Source organism: Acidithiobacillus sulfurivorans, from assembly GCF_018853815.1.
GTDB classification, from domain to species: domain Bacteria; phylum Pseudomonadota; class Gammaproteobacteria; order Acidithiobacillales; family Acidithiobacillaceae; genus Acidithiobacillus; species Acidithiobacillus sulfurivorans.
The window spans coordinates 13,228-31,008 of record NZ_JAAOMP010000097.1; the positions used below are offsets into that span (position 1 = coordinate 13,228).

The following is a 17,781-nucleotide window of genomic DNA, read 5'->3' on the forward strand; positions in this document are numbered from 1 at the left end:
TTAAGCCTCCCCGCCATTCATTTCAGCACCATCGGCGTTATTGGACTCCAGCGTCTTAGCGGCCTTTTTGGCCTCTTTTTCAGCCTTATCTGCTTCTTTCTTGGCCTTCTTTTCCTCATCCTCCACACCCAGCACTCCGCCACGAATCAAGCAAGCGAGCATGAACATGCCCTCATCGCTGTTCGGGTTCAGCACACTGAGACGCGGCAAAAGATCGAATAACGAGACGTTTTTGTAGTAGCGAAAGAAGGTATCCGCAGAAAGATTGGCGCCCAAAGGCTCTACCGGAATCGGTAATCCGGTTTCGGCGTAATCGGCATACCAGGTATCAATGGTCCGCAGCGCATTCCAGATCTTCTGGTCACGCAAGGCAGCCAATCCGGTCTGTACGGAATCCTCAAACGTATCCGGGTCGTCCTTGTTGTTGCGGTGGATCTTGCGCACGTCCACCTTGTACAACGGACGGGCAAAACCATTGGGCTTATCGCTGGTGTAGTTTTGCGAAGGATACACCTCGACGGACCCAGCCATCCCAAGATCAATTTTCGCTGTCACCACGATGGACTGCGTCGAGCTCCCGCAAAACTGACTCATGAAAACGTCGCCCAAAGCGATTTCCGCTTTCGTATATTCGTTGAAGTGATTCAACGGCGTTTTCAAGGCGTCCTGGCTCAAAGTGTTGGCGTCATCCTTATCAGCGGGCGCGTCAGAAACGTCTCCCACCGTCGCCGTGATGACAATGGATAACCCCAACTGACGGTTCCGCCATAACCAACGACCGTTAAACACGTTGCGAGCCATGCGGCGGCAGACTTCCCGCAGACCATCGCTCTCATCAGCCCGCTCCACGAACCCCTCAAAAGCGGCACGGAAATGCCCGGCATCCCGCCCGGAGCAGGAGGTCAGCCCTTCCATCAAGGGCAGTGGGCGAAAAGAGAAGGATACGTGTAATGCACAACTATCATGAAAGGTCTTGGCCGATTCCGTCCGCTGGACGTTGTTTACCTTATTGGCGCCCTTGCTCTGGTTCTGGGTACCGCGAATGCCATGACGAATGACGGGAATCAGCCGATTGACGCCAGCGGCATCCACACCATAAAACAGTCCATCGCTGACGATCAACGCACGACGCACACCAAGAACGGAAGGGATATTCAATTTTTCAGTCATTTTTCATTTCCTTTTCAATCAAAGAAGAACCACGTACCAGATATACATCGTTTTGTACAAAACCACTTTCCCAAAAAGGGATTTCCGTCACCCGCGCATCATGCACAGAATACAGTCCCACCAAGCCCGTCATTGCTTCCGCAAAAGCCGCAGGGACTGGCCCATTATCGGCATCGCGAAAATCTTCTCGAACCTTCGGATCGGACAGCAACGCATAACCTACCGTTGCGGAAGACCACAGCACCGGGTACCCCCCCTCCGGAACGGTTTCCCGCTTACGCAAAGCACACCAACGCAACAAGTCCCGCAGTGGGTCCGTGCTACCCTCCAAAAGATCCCGACGATCCACAATCCACTTGCCCGTTCGCACGTAGCGTCGGGCAGATTCCTGAGAATCCAGAATTTTTATCTTGCCCATATGGTCAATACGCCCACCCTGGAAGCGGGCAGTCTCCAAAAAAGTCTGGACGTTCTTCGGAGATGGCGCACCCTCTCTGTAACGCAGCACCAGAGAAAAATCCAGATTTCCCGTAATGACCGGCTGCAGAGAAAGTACGGGTTTGCCTTCCGCTTTGCTGCTGTAATCCGATTTGTCTACCAGCGAAGCCGAACGCCGCTGCCACGCGGCATATCCTTCATACTGATCCATGTCATCCGCATCCAGCCAGGCGTCGTGCTGCACCACCGCAAAAGCGTCCGCCTGAATGCCACTGGTTTTCAGACCCATGGCATGCAAGAACAGCGACATCGCCGTCATGCTGTGCGGAGAAACCGCGACATTCCCCTGCAACAGATTGATATGGCGGGCCGCGATGTGCGGGATCACCAGATACTCGTTCAAGATACCACCTCCCGAATGATTTTCCGTAAATAATTCCGGTTCACGCCCGACAGATACAAAGGCTGTCCGTCTTTGAACTCGACCGGCTCGCTTTTCATTTTCCGGTACACCCAATCTGCGAATGCACGGCTCCACGAAGGCCCTCGCTGGGACACATCTAACAAACCCTTGTCCAGATCAGATTCCATGCCATCAATGTCTTCACCGGAAAGGCTTTCCGCCATCAGACCGGCCTGCCGCAAATAATGATCCACAATCCGCCACACGTAACCACGATGCGCTTTTTGCTCATGGGAGGACCAATCGCAACGCGCGATGAACTGCGCATACTTTTTCAGGGTTTCCCGGTCAATTTTCAGCCTGGAAGCGACCCCGCGATGCATAGCCGAAGCCCGCAGGGACGCCTCTACACTGGCGCGATAAAAACCAGTAACGACGAACTTCCTGAATCCCGTTTCCAGTCCCGCAGTTCGCGGCACACCCCCACCCACCGGATACCCGATTTCCGGGAGCCGCCGATAAACGTCCTGCTTTTCATCAGCAGGAGCTATTTCCTGTGCAGCCTTTTGCGCCATACGTATCAACGGCATGCTTTGTAGTGGAACGATGCCCAGATAATCTCCGTTTCCGTCAGGCAAGAGAATCTGCCGCATGCGAACGTCCACCCCCTGGTCTTCCACAAGAGACTGTGGCTCGCTATGAATGCCCAGCAAAAATTGTCTTTCCATCGCGTTCAGGACGATAGGAGGAAACTTCTCATCATTGGGTTTACGCCATTCTTCTCCGTTCGCGTTTTTGATTATCACAGAAGAAAACCCGACAATTTTGTTCGCTGACGTTGGGTTTTCCGACGTAAAAAATACCCGGACGTGCTTCTGCACCAGACAGCGCACAGACACATATGGCAATTCCAGCCCGCTGTTTCGACCAACCCTGATCTTCACAGATTTTGCGTTGGTGTTTGTTGCTTTGGATAAAAAGTGAACCATATTCTCACGTGACTTGAGAACATCGTTTCGAATATTTACAGTATTATCGTCTATCATACGGCACCTTTATAGATTACAACCGGCACGAAAAAGCGAACCACCTACCGTTCATCGCTACACCACATTCCTCCGTCGCCCCGGCCGCTTCGCCGGAACGGTCAAATCTACATCCACGTCCACCGGCAAGGCCGCGAGCCAGTCCTGTACGTCACTCCACCGCCAGCGTGGGCCTCGCGTACCGGGAACCTTCACGCGGGGCGGCAAGGATGTCGCATCGGTACTTAATTTGTTCCGCAAGGTACGTGGCGCGAGGCAGAGCATCGGGGCCAGTGCGTCGATATCCAGAAGGTGGTTCCATCCAGGTACAGGAGCGGGTTTCATGCAGTGGTCTACGCTTCCCATGTTTCCCATGCTTCCTGGGCTTCCCGAGCTTTCCGGGCTTCCATGGCTTCCACTTGTGCCCGGATACGAGGACGAATCACGATGCTATACATGGATAAAAGCGCGACAAGAAACATCCAGTTGCTAAAAATGTCGTTGTTTGCCCTGTCGGTGTAAAAATAAACAGCCTGCTGGATGAGGGGGTATTTACGATCAGGTTTTCTCAACAGATCAATTGGGGCAACTTTTTTCACGGGTACCTCCTTTATGCGATTAACGCTACCATACGCGTAATAGGGGTACACGTCAAATTAAGGGCGTATCCTGATCAGGAAGGACACTGATCAGGATGTGAAGAACCCCTGAAGATTCTCTGGCGTGGATCATGGCGTTGCCCATCGTACTGCGCAACGGGCCTTGCAGGCCCGCAGATGTCGTACAGTGGTGTTTCGCATAAAAACAGCACATGGACTATCCAACTTTCAAGAAAAACCTCATTGAGACCCCCCCTCACGCGTGTGGGAAAAACAAAACTACAGAATGTTTGACAATGGGTGACTTGTCACGCTTAATAAAAATTAAGCAAAAGATGCGGAGAAAGACCATGTCCAAGATAGCAGAGGTATTATCGCAACCCATCACGAAGAAAAGAGGCAGAAAGCCCAAGGGAGACCGTCCTATGACCGCTGCAGAAAGGGCGGCAGCCAGTCGGTTCAGACGGAGATACCCGATGGAAGGCTACAGCGGGAAGCAAGTCTCCGTAATGTTGTCTGGCGATGCGCATTTGGCACTGGATGAGCTGGCCAGCACATACGGTGACAAGTCACAGAAAGAGATTATCGACCTGGCGCTGATCTATCTGCTTAAATCGCAGCAAGTCACAGAATAACAAAGACACGATTTACCAGAATCGGAATGCCTTAGTTTTAACAGCTTTTTAGGCATACCGTGGTGTTTCAGCTAAAAACAGCATGGGTCTGTGCAGTTATATTTACAGGCTGATTTCTATCGGGGGTTTGCCGTAGTGCTCCGCCTATAACCGCGCTGCGGTTTAGGGGGTGGTGAAACGGCTCACTGGCTTTTGATTTTGCTTTGACACTTGAGTATCATTGAACCATGCCTTATCGTAAAGTCACTTGCCGACTGTATCCCAATCAGGATCAAGCCGAGAAGCTCGGTGAAACCTTGGGATTGCACTGCCGTTTGTACAATACGGCACTGGAAGAACGTATTCGCTTTTACCGGGAAACCGGGAAAAGTCTGACTTATGTGGCACAGGCCAAAGTCCTTACCCAATGGCGCAAACAGGTTCCAGCCTTGGCGAAGGTCAATGCACAGTCGGAACAGGTCACATTGACCCGCCTGGATCTGGCGTTCAAAGCCTTTTTCCGTCGGGTGAAAAGTGGAGAAACGCCTGGTTTTCCCCGCTTCAAGAGTGAACGCAGATATCCCGGGTGGGGATACAAAACCCATGGGGATGGATGGAAATTACACCCCTTGCAGGGTGCGAACCCCTTGCAGGGTACAAATCCCACAGAAAAAGCCCACGGACGCATTTACCTCCAGCACATCGGTACTATTCCGATGCGTGGTAAGGCCCGGCAACCTGGGGTTCCTGTGACCTGCGAAATCTTGCGCAAGGCCGGGAAATGGTATGCGTCCGTGACGTTGGAAGTAGAAACCATCCAGAGAGAACGCGGCACGGAAATGGCCGCATTCGATTGGGGTCTGACGGATTTCCTGACCATTGCTACGGCCAATGGCGTAGAAACCGTATCCAATCCTCGCCATTTGCGCCATCAGTTGGCCGAGTTAAAACGGCTGGGACAGGAAGTCTCCCGCAAAATCCGTTATGCGCAAACATCCAGCGGGAAAAAGAAAGGGTTTAATGTGTCGGGCAACCTGCGTCGCGCCATTCAACACCTGGCCAGATTACAGGCCAAGGTGGCGCGACAACGCAAAGACTTCATGCATCAGACCAGCGCTTGGTTAATTAAACGCTTCGGCGCTTTGGCGACGGAGGCGTTGGCTGTAAAACAGATGGTGAAGCAGGGTGGAGTCCATAAAAAAGGCTTGAACCGGGAAATACATGCTGCCGCGCCGGCTACTTTCCTCGCAATGACCAGGACCAAAGCGGAAGAAGCTGGGTCATGGTATGAGGAAGCGCCGACGCGGCAGATCAAGCCAACGCAGCGTTGTCATGGCTGCTGGGAACTGCCGGGCAAGAAGAAAACGCTCTCGGACAGAATCCATCAATGTGACTGCGGCCTCTGTTGCGGCCGGGATGAAAACGCTGCAAAAGTGCTGTTACGTTGGCTGGAGGCCAGTTTGGCCGGGCGGGAACCGTCCGACGTGTGGAGCAGTGGAAGTCTCACTGCGCTGAAGCACGAAACCAATCCCATAGCCGCTTAGGCTTGGGGGTGGTAGTTCATCTAACATACCATAGCGTTAAACATCAAATATTCCATGTATTTAACGCATTATTTTGTGTGTTTACCATTGGATTTTCGCTGCCGCCTCGTTATGATGCGTACATGGACTATCCAACTTTCAAGAAAAATCTCGCGCATACGGGTCTCACCATTCGGGAGCTCGCGGAACTGCTGCGGATGAACAAAAACTCCATCACGAATTACGCGCAAAGTGGAGAGGTACCTACGCATTTAGGCGTCATCGTGCGGCTTGTCGCCACTTTAGTCGATCATCACATCGATTTTCGGAAGGAACTTGCCAGCGCCCAGATCCGGACAAAACGCAAGCGCGGCGTCCCGTTTGGGCACCCCTTCAAAAAGAAGGTGGGCGGCGCTTCACCCTCTCCTGTACAAAGACCCCGGTTCTGGTATCCCGCTGATCTGGCTATCCCGGATGCGCCCGTACGCAGCAAGCCGCGCATCCCCCCGAAAATCGTTCAGCAAGAGAGTTATTCTGTTCCATCAGACCCGTCGAAAGCCGTAAAAATCACCCGGCGCGGCCGCAAGAAAAACATGGAAAACAGAGATGAACACACGGATTAGTGTGTGCTTGTTATCCAGCTTGCCAATCGCCCCAAGGCCGCCTTGCCATGGGCGAGATTGATCACCGGGATGCCCCAACGATCCGCCAGGGCAATCGCCTGCCCGGTTCCGCCCGTTGTCCGTGATCGGGTAGATTCTGACTCGCAACTGTCCGGCGTCCAGCAAACGACAAAGTCCACTGGAGACCGCAGATCAGCGCCGAGCACCTGATGACTGTTCCGCGCCATGAGCGATCGTGCCTTATCGTTCATGCGATTCCCTGCAGGATGGACCACTTCTGCAACACGAAAGGCCTCACTACTGGGAAGTGGAATACAAAAGTCCCCTTGCTGGTCGCGGAATCCTGGCCAGGGCAGGTAGATTTCCTTTTTGCCCGTACAGCCCGCCTCAAAAGCGGAATCCGCACCGGACGCGCCGCCGGAAAGTAGCGTGTATTCCAATTCAGACAGCCGGTGCGCGATCTTGCGCATGACCTGCAGCACGGGATCAGGTGTACTGCGGGAACCGATGCCGGCATAACGCAGGGATGGGGTTGCCCGCGCACGCAATCGCTCCTGTACGCCGCCATCCAGCATTTCTGCGATGACCGTCGCATGACAAGGCAAGGGCGCGCAATGACAGGAAAGCGGTTGATCAGGCTGGATACCCAGCAGTGCTGTGCAGACTACAGGATCGCGCTCCGCGATGCGGGCAGCAAGCCAGTGGCGGTACCGTTCAATGACTTCCTCCCGGCTACCGTCTGGCCCAATGGCGTAGGGATTGCCCAAAGGTGACGGGCGAGCGACGTACGCGGCCTGTCGGCAATCGTCAGACTGGATGTTGAGGATGGGACGGCTCACTCTTATCTCGCCTGGTATTTTAAGCAGGTCCTGGGTGCCCAAGGATAGCATGCCGCATATCCGATGTTCGGATTAGTGTCCGGCGGCAATCCCTGGCGATCTGGAACCGATTTGCCGCCATCCTCGACGCGGGTCATCCGGTTTTTGGTTAGGGCGCAGAGCCCTAATCCGCCCGGGGTCGGTCCAGCCTCAAAGTGCTGGCAGTTTTCGCAGGTGACCTTGCCGGATTTGTGAAGCATTTCGTTAGCCATTATCGGGTTGTCTGGTCCTTAAAATCCGGCGGCAACTGCACCCGATAATTCTCGAAATCTGAAGCCGTCGCTGGACGCAGATCCGCCATTTCGGCGTCCAGCAGATGGAAACCACCGTATTGATGGTCGCGTTCGCCCGCCAATGGGGTGAATCTGTTGGGCCTGTCGGGGCGAACAATGCCCAGTGTGCTTTCCTCGTACACGAAATATGGATTACTCACAAACGTTACCTCTTCTTTAGAAGATGATATGCCACTCAGATTCTGAGCGCATCGTCCTTGGCTTCCTTCAACGTGTCGAAACGGTCAATCCGCCCTGTGGAAGATTTCAAAACCCACTCGGCCTGTCCTTTATGAATAGTGGCGACCTTGTGAAGTCCGTCTCCTGTTTTGCGGAGAACAGCGTATCCGCCATGAGCGTCTTTCTTGAAAGTGATCATAAGTCAGGCTCCTTTTGACCCCGTCGCACCATTTTTCATCATGGCCTGCCGGATCAAATCGTTGATGAACAGGAAAGCGTTACTGGGCAGAACGGCAGGTTTTCCCGTGGCCGGGTCGTTGAATGGGCAGACCACATCCGGCAAGGACTGGGCGTACGCGTATAGTGCTTTTCTGTCTTCCTCTGGCATGTCGTAGATCAACGGTCCACCGCTGGCGTCGTCGATAATAGTCCCCAGACGTTTTGTCCCAAGATACAGTACGGCATTAAAGCCATTGCCTTCCATGCCACGAAAGGCTTTCAGGTTTTTGATTTGATAAGCTGGATCCTTCATGATGCTTCCCCTGTTGGACTATTTGATTATGTTATATCAACCATAAACGCTTGTCAAATTGAAGTGCGCTATATCCCTTATGGATTCAGCCAATCCTTATCCGGCCGGGCAATCAGTCGTGCCGAGAAGTACGCCTGGTCCAGATCGAAGATGGTCTTTAATTCGTAGGTTCTCAGTTCGTCGTTGCGCTGCACCACGAAACAAGAGGAGTCTTCGTCACCGCTGGACAGGATGAACGGCAACAGTAGTTGCATACGTTGTTCTTCGATGTAGTACACGGGGATTGCCACCTTATAATTACGGATGATTTTGTCCCGCAACCCGCTGATAGTGCCTCGCAAACAACTATGGACCACATCATCGCTGGAATGCTTCAATTCCGTGCGCTCCCTGGCACGCTCAACCAGATGATCGAAGGAGTCACCGTCCAGTGAGTATGACAAGTCGAAAACGAAATCTCTGCTGTCCCTGGAATACACGGCAATGTCAGGAAATTCCTTGCCAAAAATCTGACGGTAGTACGGGTCATTGGACGGGTAACAGCCTTTATAAACCCAGTCCGGAACCTCATTTTTTGCCGTCTTCCGCCTGGACCGCTCGAAGATCAGGATCAGGTCAATGGCATGCCGGCTTTGCAACCCTGTATTGAAGCAGACCCAATTCTGGTCTTTGGAATACAGAAAATAGTGTGCGCTAAAAACCGCAGAATCCGGATGGACCCTGTCACGGCACAAGGCCGCATCTCGCTCCTGTTCCAGTGTCACCAGCCGCAAAAAGGTATAGTTCAGGTAGTTACGCAGCTTTGGAAGCGCAGAAGCGTGCCTTTCCTGGAAACGGGGCTGGCGAAACCCCCAGGCGTTTTCACCGTCTACCGTGAGTTTAGCTATATCGCGAAACGGTTCGTCGTAGTCAGGGGAGCCATTTGCCAGTTTGCCTTTGGCATGGAAATAAGCGAACACCTGATCTAAAGGTTGATCCTTGTACGTCTTAAACAAACTTTTGTAACATTTCATTGAGAAGCTCCTTATTTATTAAAAAGTGAATGAACATCCACGAGCAATAGAAATAGAAAACTCAGCAAAAACAAAAAACAACACAGACCGCATTAAAAATATCCCCATCGCCACCGGGGTTCCGATGTTGGTGGGCTTGCACTATTAAAAATAATTAGTGACCATTATGACAACAGTAAATCCATCATGCCAGCCTGTTTAACAGGCAAGAATCGACCCAAACAACTATTGCCTTAGACTGCCTGCTCATCCCCAATGTTCCGACTCAATAGTCAGCCCGCGCACTTCTTCTGTGGGTGACTACTTCTCTTCGTTCCCGTTATTGGTGCCGTTGCGCAGTCGCGTTCTGTACGGCCCGCTGGTCTTCGGCGTGCCGAACCCCGCCGAATGCCCGCATGTCATAGGCTTCTCGCAAGGTAGCTTCATCGTTGGTATGGATTTCCGTGCGCGGGAACAGTTTGTTCCCGAAGCTACGTTGGTCCAAGATCGTTATCTCGGACCACAACAACTTGCTTCCATCCACCGCTGTCGCCGGTATTTCGTTCTTGAAATACCGCTCGACGCTGGTTAACCGCTGCTGACCGTCGATCACAATGCCCGAGAGGTAAAGCATCTCTATGTTGTCATCGACGAATTCATACCATTCGTTGACCATGTACGAACCCGTATCTACGCCGGCCCAAACAGAGTCCACGAATCGGCTCTGCATTTCGTCATCCCAAACTACGGGGCGCTGCCATGGAGCCAGCGGCATACCGCAGACAAAGCGATCTGCCCATGGGTACATCTTGGCGAGCTTCGATGGATCACGGTGGAATTTAACCACCCCATTATATAATTCGCTCAACGATCGTGGGGATATATGCGTGTTCAGCTTCTGAATAGGCATATATCGATCAGTTTCCGATGGTTCTATGGTTATTTTCCTTTGTGAGACGGTTTTATGATTAAACTATATCAATTATAAACCCTTATCAAACTCCCGATCAATGATCCACCGCAACCAGGCGCTACCACCGAGCTTCAGAAATCGCCCACGCTGTTCTGGTGTCACTCTGGCGGCGATTTGCACGGTATCGGCCAAGGTAATGCCGTCCGGAGACTTTCGACCGGCCCCTTCGCGCTTACCGCCGCGACCAGGGCCGGGTTTTACGTTTTTTTTCGTGGTGGAGTTCAAAAAGGACACCTCTGTATAATGTACGATTATGCTATATCAACCATAATGTTCTTTCAATTTTTTTCGGTATGCCCATCTTCCGCCGCTCCTCGCTTTCTCCGGCGCTGTTCCTGATCCTTCTGCCAATTCGCAAAGGTGTACGCCGGGAATCCGGTGAGCGCACTCCGGTCTCCACGCAAATAGCACTCCACGAGCTCCCGCAATGGGCGCAGGTCATCTTCGCAACGGACCTCCATCGGTACTACCAGATTCACCCCCTGACACCAGCCGAGCACCTCGCTTCGCAGGGATGCCCCAATCGACCAGCCGTGGTCTTGTTGCGACAGGGCGTCCTGAGTAGCCTGCAGATGATCGAAATACTGACGATACCTCTCGCTGATCGATCCCATCCGATGTCCGACGGTCCTCTTGCGGCGCCCGCCTTGTACGGCTCGGTGAATCGGTGTCGAGTGTGCCAGCCAGTTGTCCTGCCCTTTGGGGTATTCCGCAGCACATTGCTCAGTGGCCAATGCTTCCAGGCGATCCATGTACACCATGCGCGGATGCAGCCACCAGACCATAATGCGACGTTTGGCGAACACAAAGCCCAGGTCGTCCCACCAGGAAAGGCTTTCGGACGTCATGTCCGAGTAGACGTGCCGCACCATGATGCCATCCCGATTGAGTTTCCAAGGATGATGCTGATGATACTCCCGGGCAGCGGCAAATATCCGTTTACCACGAAGCGCGCCTGGAGGTGCAGATTTTCTGGCGTGCTTCCGGTGCTTCCGGTGCTCCCGGTGTTTCCACGAAATCATGAACAGATAGCTTTGCGATACGCCGCAATTCGACGCTCGGCAAACAGGATCACGTCTTTAATGACAAGCTTCTGAATAGCTGCAATCAAGAGTGCCATGAAGTCATAATTTGGCTCGCCGTCTTTGACGGGAAGCGATATAACCAGATCATCTGCATCTTTCGCGTAAAAATTTCTACCATAATCGAACTTGCCCGTATAAGACGCCTTGTGAATAGCTGCAGTCACAAAAATCGCCGCATTTTTGGGAAGGTTTTCTGTGTGAACAACGGCTACATGGTCATCTGCGCCGTAGGCATAATTCCGATACTTGGCGGAGCCAAACATATCAATAGTTGTGGTGTTTTCCGGGAATACAGTAACATCATTACCAATAAAAGCGGACACGCCTTCTTCTTTTTCACCTGCCGTCACAAAAGGCAAAGATCCCGGTATCCTATCGGCACTTTTTAGACGTTTGCCCCGTGTTGCCATGCCAAACAAGGTTTCCAGTCTGAATGCTTCCAACTTCGTCCTATCCATTCGTACAACATGCGTATAGTCATCCACTGCTTTTTGTTCCTCTGCGGTCAGCGTGCAGTCTTTCAGGCCCGTTACGGCAAGATAAGCATTTACTTTTTCTACATGTTCATGTTCCACGCCCGTGACAAGCTGCCTCATGAATTCCGGGATAAACTTTTCCATGAAGGCAAAATCAGGCTCGCCATTTTTGACGGGGAGCATCATTTTCAGGTTCAGGCTTTGCGAGCTTCTCAGCTTTTTCCCGTAGTCAAACTGACCTTCCAGAGACTTTCTCATCGCGGCAGCCAGAAAGAGCATAACCGCTTTCGAATAATGCTTCTCAGTGCTCCAGTAAACCCCTGTGTCATCTCCGGCACCGAATGCATAGTCGCGGTAAAAGGTATTCCCAAAAATATCTACCGTAATGGAATTGGCCGGGAACCGTTCGATCAGGTTTGAAACGTAATTAACAACGCCAGTATTGGTGATACCGGCCATCACGAAAGGGAGATCCCCTGAGGTCTGGTCTTCTTTTTTCAGACGGTGACCTTGGGCGATTCGATTAAACATTCTCCCAAAGCTGAACGCTCCCCACTTCACTGCATCCAATGGTGCATGAAGTGGGGATACTATTTTCCCGGCGGCACCTCAATTCGCTGTTGAAGCAAACAGGAAACCTCCCAAGCGAGATAATCTCCTACGGTTTTCTGTAAATCCATCAAGGTTGGACGGGGGTCGCTCGGGATGGTTTGATTCCAGTCAGCACCGTTATGGGGATCAATGGTGTTTTCAAAATACGAGGTTTCACTGAAAAGATAGAGCTTACTGCAGCCAAAACGCACGAGGGCGACCAGTTCATCATAACGCGCCTTGGCATTATCGGTATCTTTCAGGTTATTGCTGGCCTTTTTGCGATTAGTACGGGTGTAACCATCGTGGCTAAAATCAATAAACTTGACCATTTCATCGCGCTGATGGGGCTCGTTGACCTTGAACACATAAATATAGGTTTGCACACTGGATTTCCCGATAAACAAATCTATCGGCATTTTAATGCTGGCAAGTAGGGTATGCCGCTGCAGAATGGATCGGTTTATTGTGGTAGCCTTACCAGACCCCGCCGACCCCTGAATAATAATGGCCGCATACCCCTTGTTCATCATGTTCATCGCTTTTTTGACGAAATTCATGCCATTCCCTGCCGCCGAATAAGGAGGATTCAGGATGAACGCATCTGCAGGGAATCGCCCCGGTTGATGGTCGTCTTTTTTATACCCATATTTCCCGTCGAAGTCAGTAAGCGAGTCCTTGTTGAGGATATTCGCGCTCCCGTCTCCCATCAGGATCATGTTCAGGATGGCCAACATATAGACACTGGGTAACAACTCCAGGCCTAGCAGTTGTTCTGCTTTGATCCGCGCTTCCTTATGCGCCAACTCTTCCGGCGAGGTGATCTTCTGTTTGGCATCGATCAGCATTTCGTTCATGGCCGCTACCAGGAGCCCCGCCGAACCCGTGGCGAAGTCCCACACGTAACTATTCATGTTCACACGCGCCAGCCTTGCCAGTAGTACGGCGATATAGGACGGCGTCAGCACCACATCATTGAGCTTATCCTGGGAAAACCCCAGCCAGCCGTACATCTCATTGAATAGCTTGCCTGTAAAATCGGTCGTCAAACCAATTTTATAATAAATGCCAAGATCATCCACGATGTTGCTGAATATGCGCTTGAGCTGCGTTTCTCCATGCGCCACCTTGTTGATATTCTCGGCAGTCAGCGTGTTTTCCAAGGTGCGCAGAATCAGGTCGTTCTTTTCCTGGGGGATGTTTTTCTCATTCAAAAAGGCGCGGATTTTTCGCACCATGATGTCACCGTCCCGGTTCCCTCGTTCATTAGAAGATTTCAGGTCCGATTTTTCGAGCGGGTCCACTTTCCCAGGAACGCCCAACGTCGCGATAATCGAAGCGGCTACCAGATACACGCGATCGTTTTCGCCCAAACCTTTCTCGTTTTGGTAAATATGGTTATTGAGACGCACCAAGTGCGCTTCAATTTCCTGTTCACGCTGATTTTTTAATCGTTCCATCTCCTCGGGAGAAAGCTGCAGGGACCTTACTTTGTCGATAAATGCCGAAAAATGAGGCTTTGCCAAAAAAGAGAAATCTGTATAGTCACCTACGCGCTGCCCTGCGCCCAGGTTGCTCTTGGATACATAATAAACACCGATTTCATATTGAAGATGACCACTTTCGTCTTTGTGTCCGGTCATCCCAATCGCAATAACATCGGTATAACTCGTGTGGTGTAACAAGGCATTCGCGTAATGTACCGCCCCATTGACGGCGTAGGCATTGATATTCTTGAAATTCGGCTCGTTCTTGGACTTGCGATTATCTACAACGCCATTGGTGTCCAACGCCACCAACTTGTCTTTATATCCCTTGTACTCAATGATAATGGGGAAAAAAGCGTTCCGATCATCCTGCAATAATAGTTTAGCGTCCGGACGGTTCCCACCCACTCCACCGTTTTTGCTGTAATAATCATCCAATGCCTTATCAATCGCTGTATTCAGCGACTCCTGCTCCAACTTGTAGTCCAGTTTGTGCGCCTTCAGCCAGCCGTTACCCAGATCGGCGACGTTCGGTTCAACAGATTGTGTTTTGACGGCCATAATTTTCCCCGTTGTTCCTTCAATATAAAAAATTCCTACAGATTGGCAATATAGCATGGGAGTAATTCCCTAAAGCGCTAGACCCATTCGTCGAATCTGTTCCGCCCCAACCTCCGCCCACTTCCGCCCGTCCGGCGCATTGCGGTTCCAGGCCAGCGGTGAAGTGTGCGGCATGGGAACCAGCAATGGACGGTATTGACTCAGATACTCACGGACCGCTTGATGCGCCAATAATAATGGGTTCCTGGTCCGGTATTCTTCCCGATTGGCCTCCTGAATGCGTCCCCATAACGCGCCGGGGCCACAAAACACCGACACAGCCGTTCCGCCCACCAACAAAAGGGCGTCCGGCTTTGCTCGTACCAGCGTCTCCGACAGGCGAGACAGGCAATTCCCGACCTCCTCCTTCGTCGGCTTGCGATTCTCCGGCGGCCGACAGCGGACGATATTGGCGCATCCATAATCAATACCCCGGCGCAGCCCATGTTCTTCCATCAGTCGGTGCAGAGTACGCCCGGCGCGGCCGATGAACCCCTTGCCCTGGGCGTCCTCGTCGGCGCCAGGGGCCTCGCCAATCACCAAGACACGGCAAGGCCGCCTATCCGCTACGCTGGTGCCGGAGGCACATTCGAACTCCGGTAAGTCGGGTTCGACGATCTGGGTGCGCGAGGCGCAGAGGGACGGGCATTTTTGGCAGGTCATAAGTTCACCGGAATGGTCACGAAACCAGTCAGCCCAGCATCCAGCATCATCTGCACGACATTCTCGCGGATAAGCGTTCTGTATGGAGATTCTACCTGAACAAAAATGGGCCATTGATGACTTTCGGCATCCTGCAATGTTCCCGTGGTCCATGCCTTGAACCCGAACAGTTCCCAAGTCAAAGGTATGGCTTTCCGTGCTTTGGCTTTCCTTTCGCAAGCGGCCACGCGCACGGGGTAGAAATCACCGAAGTCCTTAAACGGTTCCCCCAATAACGCAAACGCCAGATCTGACAAGATCATATCAAACCATGGAAAAAACGTAATGTCGCCCAGCGGTTTTTTCAGGTCTCCACGGCATTCCACCAGAGAGACCCCGGTTGCAAAAGCGGTTGATGCTCTATTCCTTTCGGTGCTTTCAGCCGAGAAGATGATTTCTCCAATCTTTCTTGTCGAATCGCTCGTGTCGCAAAATGCCTTATAACCAGGATTGCCTTGATCGTCACAGTCGGGTTCAATGCGGAAATACTTTGTCATGGCATGTCTCCGTTGAGCAAGCCTGCCTTTATACGAGCAAGCACGTCCTTGACGGCGCGGCATCTTTCCTCTTCGTTTTTGCTGGACATGTATGCCCGGTACAAGCGTGAAGCGACGTTTTTGTAGTAAATCTGTGAGTGTATTGTAGGATGATACGCCCCAATGCACGTTGCCGTTTTGTTTTGTGGTAACCACGCTCCGTTAATAGCACTGTTTATTCCAATGCCACAGGCACTCAGTATATTCTTTATCAATCATAAATACTTGTCAAACCTTCTTGTTTTCCCACTCTGCAAAAGGGCTATCCGGGTGTGATGCGCAACATTCGTCCCATAACCGTTCGGAGGATTCATCGTCAAACACGCCCACGGGCAGCCCCTCGTCCAACCATTTTGGTGCATTCGGCGCTTTCTGTACTTTCTGGTTCCCTTCCATCAAAATGCCCCATCAGGGAGCACATCCGCCATGGACTCGCAAAAATCCATCACTTTTGCTGTCAGCACCCCGTTCTGGTCAGACGCCACTTTCCCCCATCGCCCGTCTCCTGAAAGCCGCGCAGACAGCCTGGCGAGTCCGAAATCTTCGCACATGCGTTGACAGACCTCGGGGTCGAAAGGCTCTCGAACCAACCCAACGGTCCATGGATTGGCAGCAGGAGCCAACCGCCAATCCATGATTTTCCGGTTACGCTCAATGAGCGCCCGATTCTCGGCGATGGCCGACGATTTCTTGTCTTTTGCGTGCCCGGAAGACACCGTCTGCTCAATCCCGTCCAATCCGCCATGCAGCCGCAACAGCTTCACCGCCGTGGCAATGCCCACACCGGGCACACCGGGGATATTGTCGGAACTGTCCCCCGCGATGCACTTGGCCAGCAGGTATTCTTCGGGGCCAGTGAACGGACCGTCTTTGACCTCGTCCGTGCGCAACTTGTCCAGGGTCATCGTTTTATCCGTGATCGGCGTGAACCAGTCCACCCGTTCCGATATGGCCTGCCACCAGTCTGTATCTCCGGAAACCAGCGTGATCCGCTCAATGCCCCGTTCCACCATGGTCCCAGGATCAGAACAAAGCCGTCCTGCCAGATCATCGGCTTCGGCGTCCACTGCCCGCATCTGAATGACGCCCATCTGCAAAAGCAAGGCACTCGCCAGGGATTGCTGCTGCCGCCAGCTATCGGCCACGGCGATCTTCTCTGGTGTGGATTTGCGGTTGTCCTTGTATTCCGGGCAGAGCGCCTTGCGCCATGCGGCGTGGCCGTCCCACAGCACGACAGGAATAGCCCCCGGGTAGAGTTCGGTAATCCGCATAACAGATTGCGCGAGACCCATGATGCCGCCCGTCGGTTGGCCGTGATGCACCAATCTCGACAAGGCGGGCACGTACATGGAGGCGTAGCCGATGTTGTTGCCGTCGATGAGCAAGATGTGCGTCATTCTGGCTGTGTACCTTTTGAATATTGGTGTAGAGCCGCCACTTCTTCGATGACTTCCGCAAGTAACGGGTATTGTGCGGCAAATAGCTCGCGGGCCGCGTTGGCATATTCGCGAATCTCGTATTGAGCGCCGGGTTTGCAGCGTAGCTGAAAGAAGTTCATGAGGCTGCGCAGGTTTACCGTCCAGTACACGTCTGAATAAGCAGAAACAGGCACAACGTTGCGCAACAACTCCCGAGCTCGCCCGCGATAAGGATCCCGGCCCGGTGTTTTCGGCGGCAAATCACCGCGTTCCCGTGCCTCGTCAATGCGGCGGCAAGTCTTTGTATACCGCTCAGACTGCCAGTCCAAAACAGCGCGCATCAGTTTTTCATAGCTTTCCAGGTCATCTTCGTCCAGGACAGGAAACCCATCGACCTGTGTGGCGGCTGGTTCAGGGAGGTAGAAAGCGTCAATGGGCGACCGGTACCGCATGGAAAACTCGTTCCAACTCGAAATGCGATGCTTGACCCATTGGCGCAATACAAAAATAGGGGCAACGAAGCGATACCGAAAATAGATGGTCTCGAATGGGGTGCCGTGCTGGTCACGGAGCAACTCGAACAAAAGTCGCCTGTCTTTTGGCGTGAAATCAGCCACGCTGGAGAGCCGGTTATTGCCGGTACTGATCCGCGCTGTATTGAGAA

The 17,781-nt window shown here is 52.5% G+C and carries 23 protein-coding genes; 3 read left to right on the plus strand and 20 right to left on the minus strand.

Annotated features, from left to right (window positions below; genetic code table 11):
* From csy3 to HAP95_RS09035, 5 genes are all read right to left on the minus strand, one after another.
* Window positions 1-1,170: a type I-F CRISPR-associated protein Csy3 gene (gene csy3 / locus HAP95_RS09015; protein WP_215882014.1), complete on the minus strand. Its 1,170-nt coding sequence runs from the start codon at window positions 1,168-1,170 to the stop codon at window positions 1-3.
* Complete coding sequence (locus tag HAP95_RS09020; RefSeq protein ID WP_215882013.1) at window positions 1,163-2,011, minus strand: type I-F CRISPR-associated protein Csy2; 849 nt, start codon at window positions 2,009-2,011, stop codon at window positions 1,163-1,165. Before HAP95_RS09020 ends, csy3 begins: the two co-directional genes overlap by 8 nt.
* The gene (locus HAP95_RS09025; protein WP_215883917.1) at window positions 2,008-2,910 is read right to left on the minus strand and encodes a hypothetical protein; all 903 of its coding nucleotides are present in this window, start codon (window positions 2,908-2,910) and stop codon (window positions 2,008-2,010) included. The genes HAP95_RS09020 and HAP95_RS09025 overlap by 4 nt, the downstream gene beginning before the upstream one ends.
* Before the next feature lie 204 nt (window positions 2,911-3,114).
* On the minus strand, window positions 3,115-3,402 hold the full coding sequence (locus HAP95_RS09030) for a helix-turn-helix transcriptional regulator (RefSeq protein WP_215882011.1): 288 nt from the start codon (window positions 3,400-3,402) through the stop codon (window positions 3,115-3,117).
* Window positions 3,390-3,635: a hypothetical protein gene (locus tag HAP95_RS09035; RefSeq protein ID WP_215882010.1), complete on the minus strand. Its 246-nt coding sequence runs from the start codon at window positions 3,633-3,635 to the stop codon at window positions 3,390-3,392. The genes HAP95_RS09030 and HAP95_RS09035 overlap by 13 nt, the downstream gene beginning before the upstream one ends.
* A gap of 350 nt (window positions 3,636-3,985) precedes the next feature.
* Between HAP95_RS09035 and HAP95_RS09040 the strand changes: the two genes are divergently transcribed.
* The 3 genes from HAP95_RS09040 to HAP95_RS09050 all read left to right on the plus strand — a co-directional run bounded on the left by HAP95_RS09040 (window position 3,986) and on the right by HAP95_RS09050 (window position 6,395).
* Window positions 3,986-4,270, plus strand: coding sequence for a hypothetical protein (locus HAP95_RS09040; RefSeq protein WP_215883918.1), 285 nt, complete (start codon window positions 3,986-3,988; stop codon window positions 4,268-4,270).
* Window positions 4,271-4,497: 227 nt separating this feature from the next.
* The gene (locus HAP95_RS09045) at window positions 4,498-5,793 is read left to right on the plus strand and encodes an RNA-guided endonuclease InsQ/TnpB family protein (protein WP_215883919.1); all 1,296 of its coding nucleotides are present in this window, start codon (window positions 4,498-4,500) and stop codon (window positions 5,791-5,793) included.
* A 122-nt stretch (window positions 5,794-5,915) separates the two neighbouring features.
* Window positions 5,916-6,395 carry a helix-turn-helix domain-containing protein gene (locus HAP95_RS09050; RefSeq protein WP_215883920.1) on the plus strand — a complete coding sequence of 160 codons (480 nt, stop codon included), beginning with the start codon at window positions 5,916-5,918 and terminating at the stop codon, window positions 6,393-6,395.
* On the opposite strand, the gene HAP95_RS09055 is transcribed toward HAP95_RS09050, so the two are convergent.
* The 15 genes from HAP95_RS09055 to thyX form a co-directional block, all read right to left on the minus strand.
* Window positions 6,392-7,234 (minus strand): DUF4326 domain-containing protein, encoded by an 843-nt coding sequence (locus HAP95_RS09055; protein ID WP_215883921.1) that lies wholly within the window; start codon window positions 7,232-7,234, stop codon window positions 6,392-6,394. The genes HAP95_RS09050 and HAP95_RS09055 overlap by 4 nt on opposite strands.
* 250 nt (window positions 7,235-7,484) lie before the next feature.
* Window positions 7,485-7,706, minus strand: coding sequence for a hypothetical protein (locus HAP95_RS09060; RefSeq protein ID WP_215883922.1), 222 nt, complete (start codon window positions 7,704-7,706; stop codon window positions 7,485-7,487).
* Between the two features lie 35 nt (window positions 7,707-7,741).
* A complete protein-coding gene (locus tag HAP95_RS09065) occupies window positions 7,742-7,924 on the minus strand; it encodes a hypothetical protein (RefSeq protein WP_215883923.1) in 183 nt (60 codons plus the stop codon).
* Window positions 7,925-7,927: 3 nt separating this feature from the next.
* Window positions 7,928-8,257, minus strand: coding sequence for a hypothetical protein (locus HAP95_RS09070; RefSeq protein WP_215883924.1), 330 nt, complete (start codon window positions 8,255-8,257; stop codon window positions 7,928-7,930).
* A gap of 77 nt (window positions 8,258-8,334) precedes the next feature.
* Window positions 8,335-9,270, minus strand: a complete 936-nt coding sequence (locus tag HAP95_RS09075; protein ID WP_215883925.1) for a DUF3825 domain-containing protein — start codon at window positions 9,268-9,270, stop codon at window positions 8,335-8,337.
* A 319-nt stretch (window positions 9,271-9,589) separates the two neighbouring features.
* Complete coding sequence (locus HAP95_RS09080; RefSeq protein WP_215883926.1) at window positions 9,590-10,159, minus strand: DUF262 domain-containing protein; 570 nt, start codon at window positions 10,157-10,159, stop codon at window positions 9,590-9,592.
* A 72-nt stretch (window positions 10,160-10,231) separates the two neighbouring features.
* The gene (locus tag HAP95_RS09085) at window positions 10,232-10,447 is read right to left on the minus strand and encodes a hypothetical protein (RefSeq protein WP_215883927.1); all 216 of its coding nucleotides are present in this window, start codon (window positions 10,445-10,447) and stop codon (window positions 10,232-10,234) included.
* 53 nt (window positions 10,448-10,500) lie between these two features.
* Complete coding sequence (locus HAP95_RS09090) at window positions 10,501-11,244, minus strand: hypothetical protein (protein ID WP_215882102.1); 744 nt, start codon at window positions 11,242-11,244, stop codon at window positions 10,501-10,503.
* Window positions 11,241-12,344 carry a restriction endonuclease subunit S gene (locus tag HAP95_RS09095; protein WP_368356571.1) on the minus strand — a complete coding sequence of 368 codons (1,104 nt, stop codon included), beginning with the start codon at window positions 12,342-12,344 and terminating at the stop codon, window positions 11,241-11,243. The genes HAP95_RS09090 and HAP95_RS09095 overlap by 4 nt, the downstream gene beginning before the upstream one ends.
* 29 nt (window positions 12,345-12,373) lie before the next feature.
* Window positions 12,374-14,422 (minus strand): HsdM family class I SAM-dependent methyltransferase, encoded by a 2,049-nt coding sequence (locus HAP95_RS09100; RefSeq protein WP_215882104.1) that lies wholly within the window; start codon window positions 14,420-14,422, stop codon window positions 12,374-12,376.
* 69 nt (window positions 14,423-14,491) lie between these two features.
* Entirely contained in the window at window positions 14,492-15,001 is a 510-nt protein-coding gene (locus tag HAP95_RS09105) for a uracil-DNA glycosylase (RefSeq protein ID WP_215883933.1), read from the minus strand.
* A 119-nt stretch (window positions 15,002-15,120) separates the two neighbouring features.
* Window positions 15,121-15,660 (minus strand): hypothetical protein, encoded by a 540-nt coding sequence (locus HAP95_RS09110; protein ID WP_215883929.1) that lies wholly within the window; start codon window positions 15,658-15,660, stop codon window positions 15,121-15,123.
* On the minus strand, window positions 15,657-15,914 hold the full coding sequence (locus HAP95_RS17495; protein WP_215883930.1) for an AHH domain-containing protein: 258 nt from the start codon (window positions 15,912-15,914) through the stop codon (window positions 15,657-15,659). Before HAP95_RS17495 ends, HAP95_RS09110 begins: the two co-directional genes overlap by 4 nt.
* A 180-nt stretch (window positions 15,915-16,094) precedes the next feature.
* The gene (locus HAP95_RS09120; protein ID WP_215883931.1) at window positions 16,095-17,096 is read right to left on the minus strand and encodes a 5'-3' exonuclease family protein; all 1,002 of its coding nucleotides are present in this window, start codon (window positions 17,094-17,096) and stop codon (window positions 16,095-16,097) included.
* On the minus strand, window positions 17,093-17,781 hold a 689-nt coding region (gene thyX, locus HAP95_RS09125), incomplete at its 5' end, for an FAD-dependent thymidylate synthase (RefSeq protein WP_215883932.1). The genes thyX and HAP95_RS09120, both read right to left, overlap by 4 nt.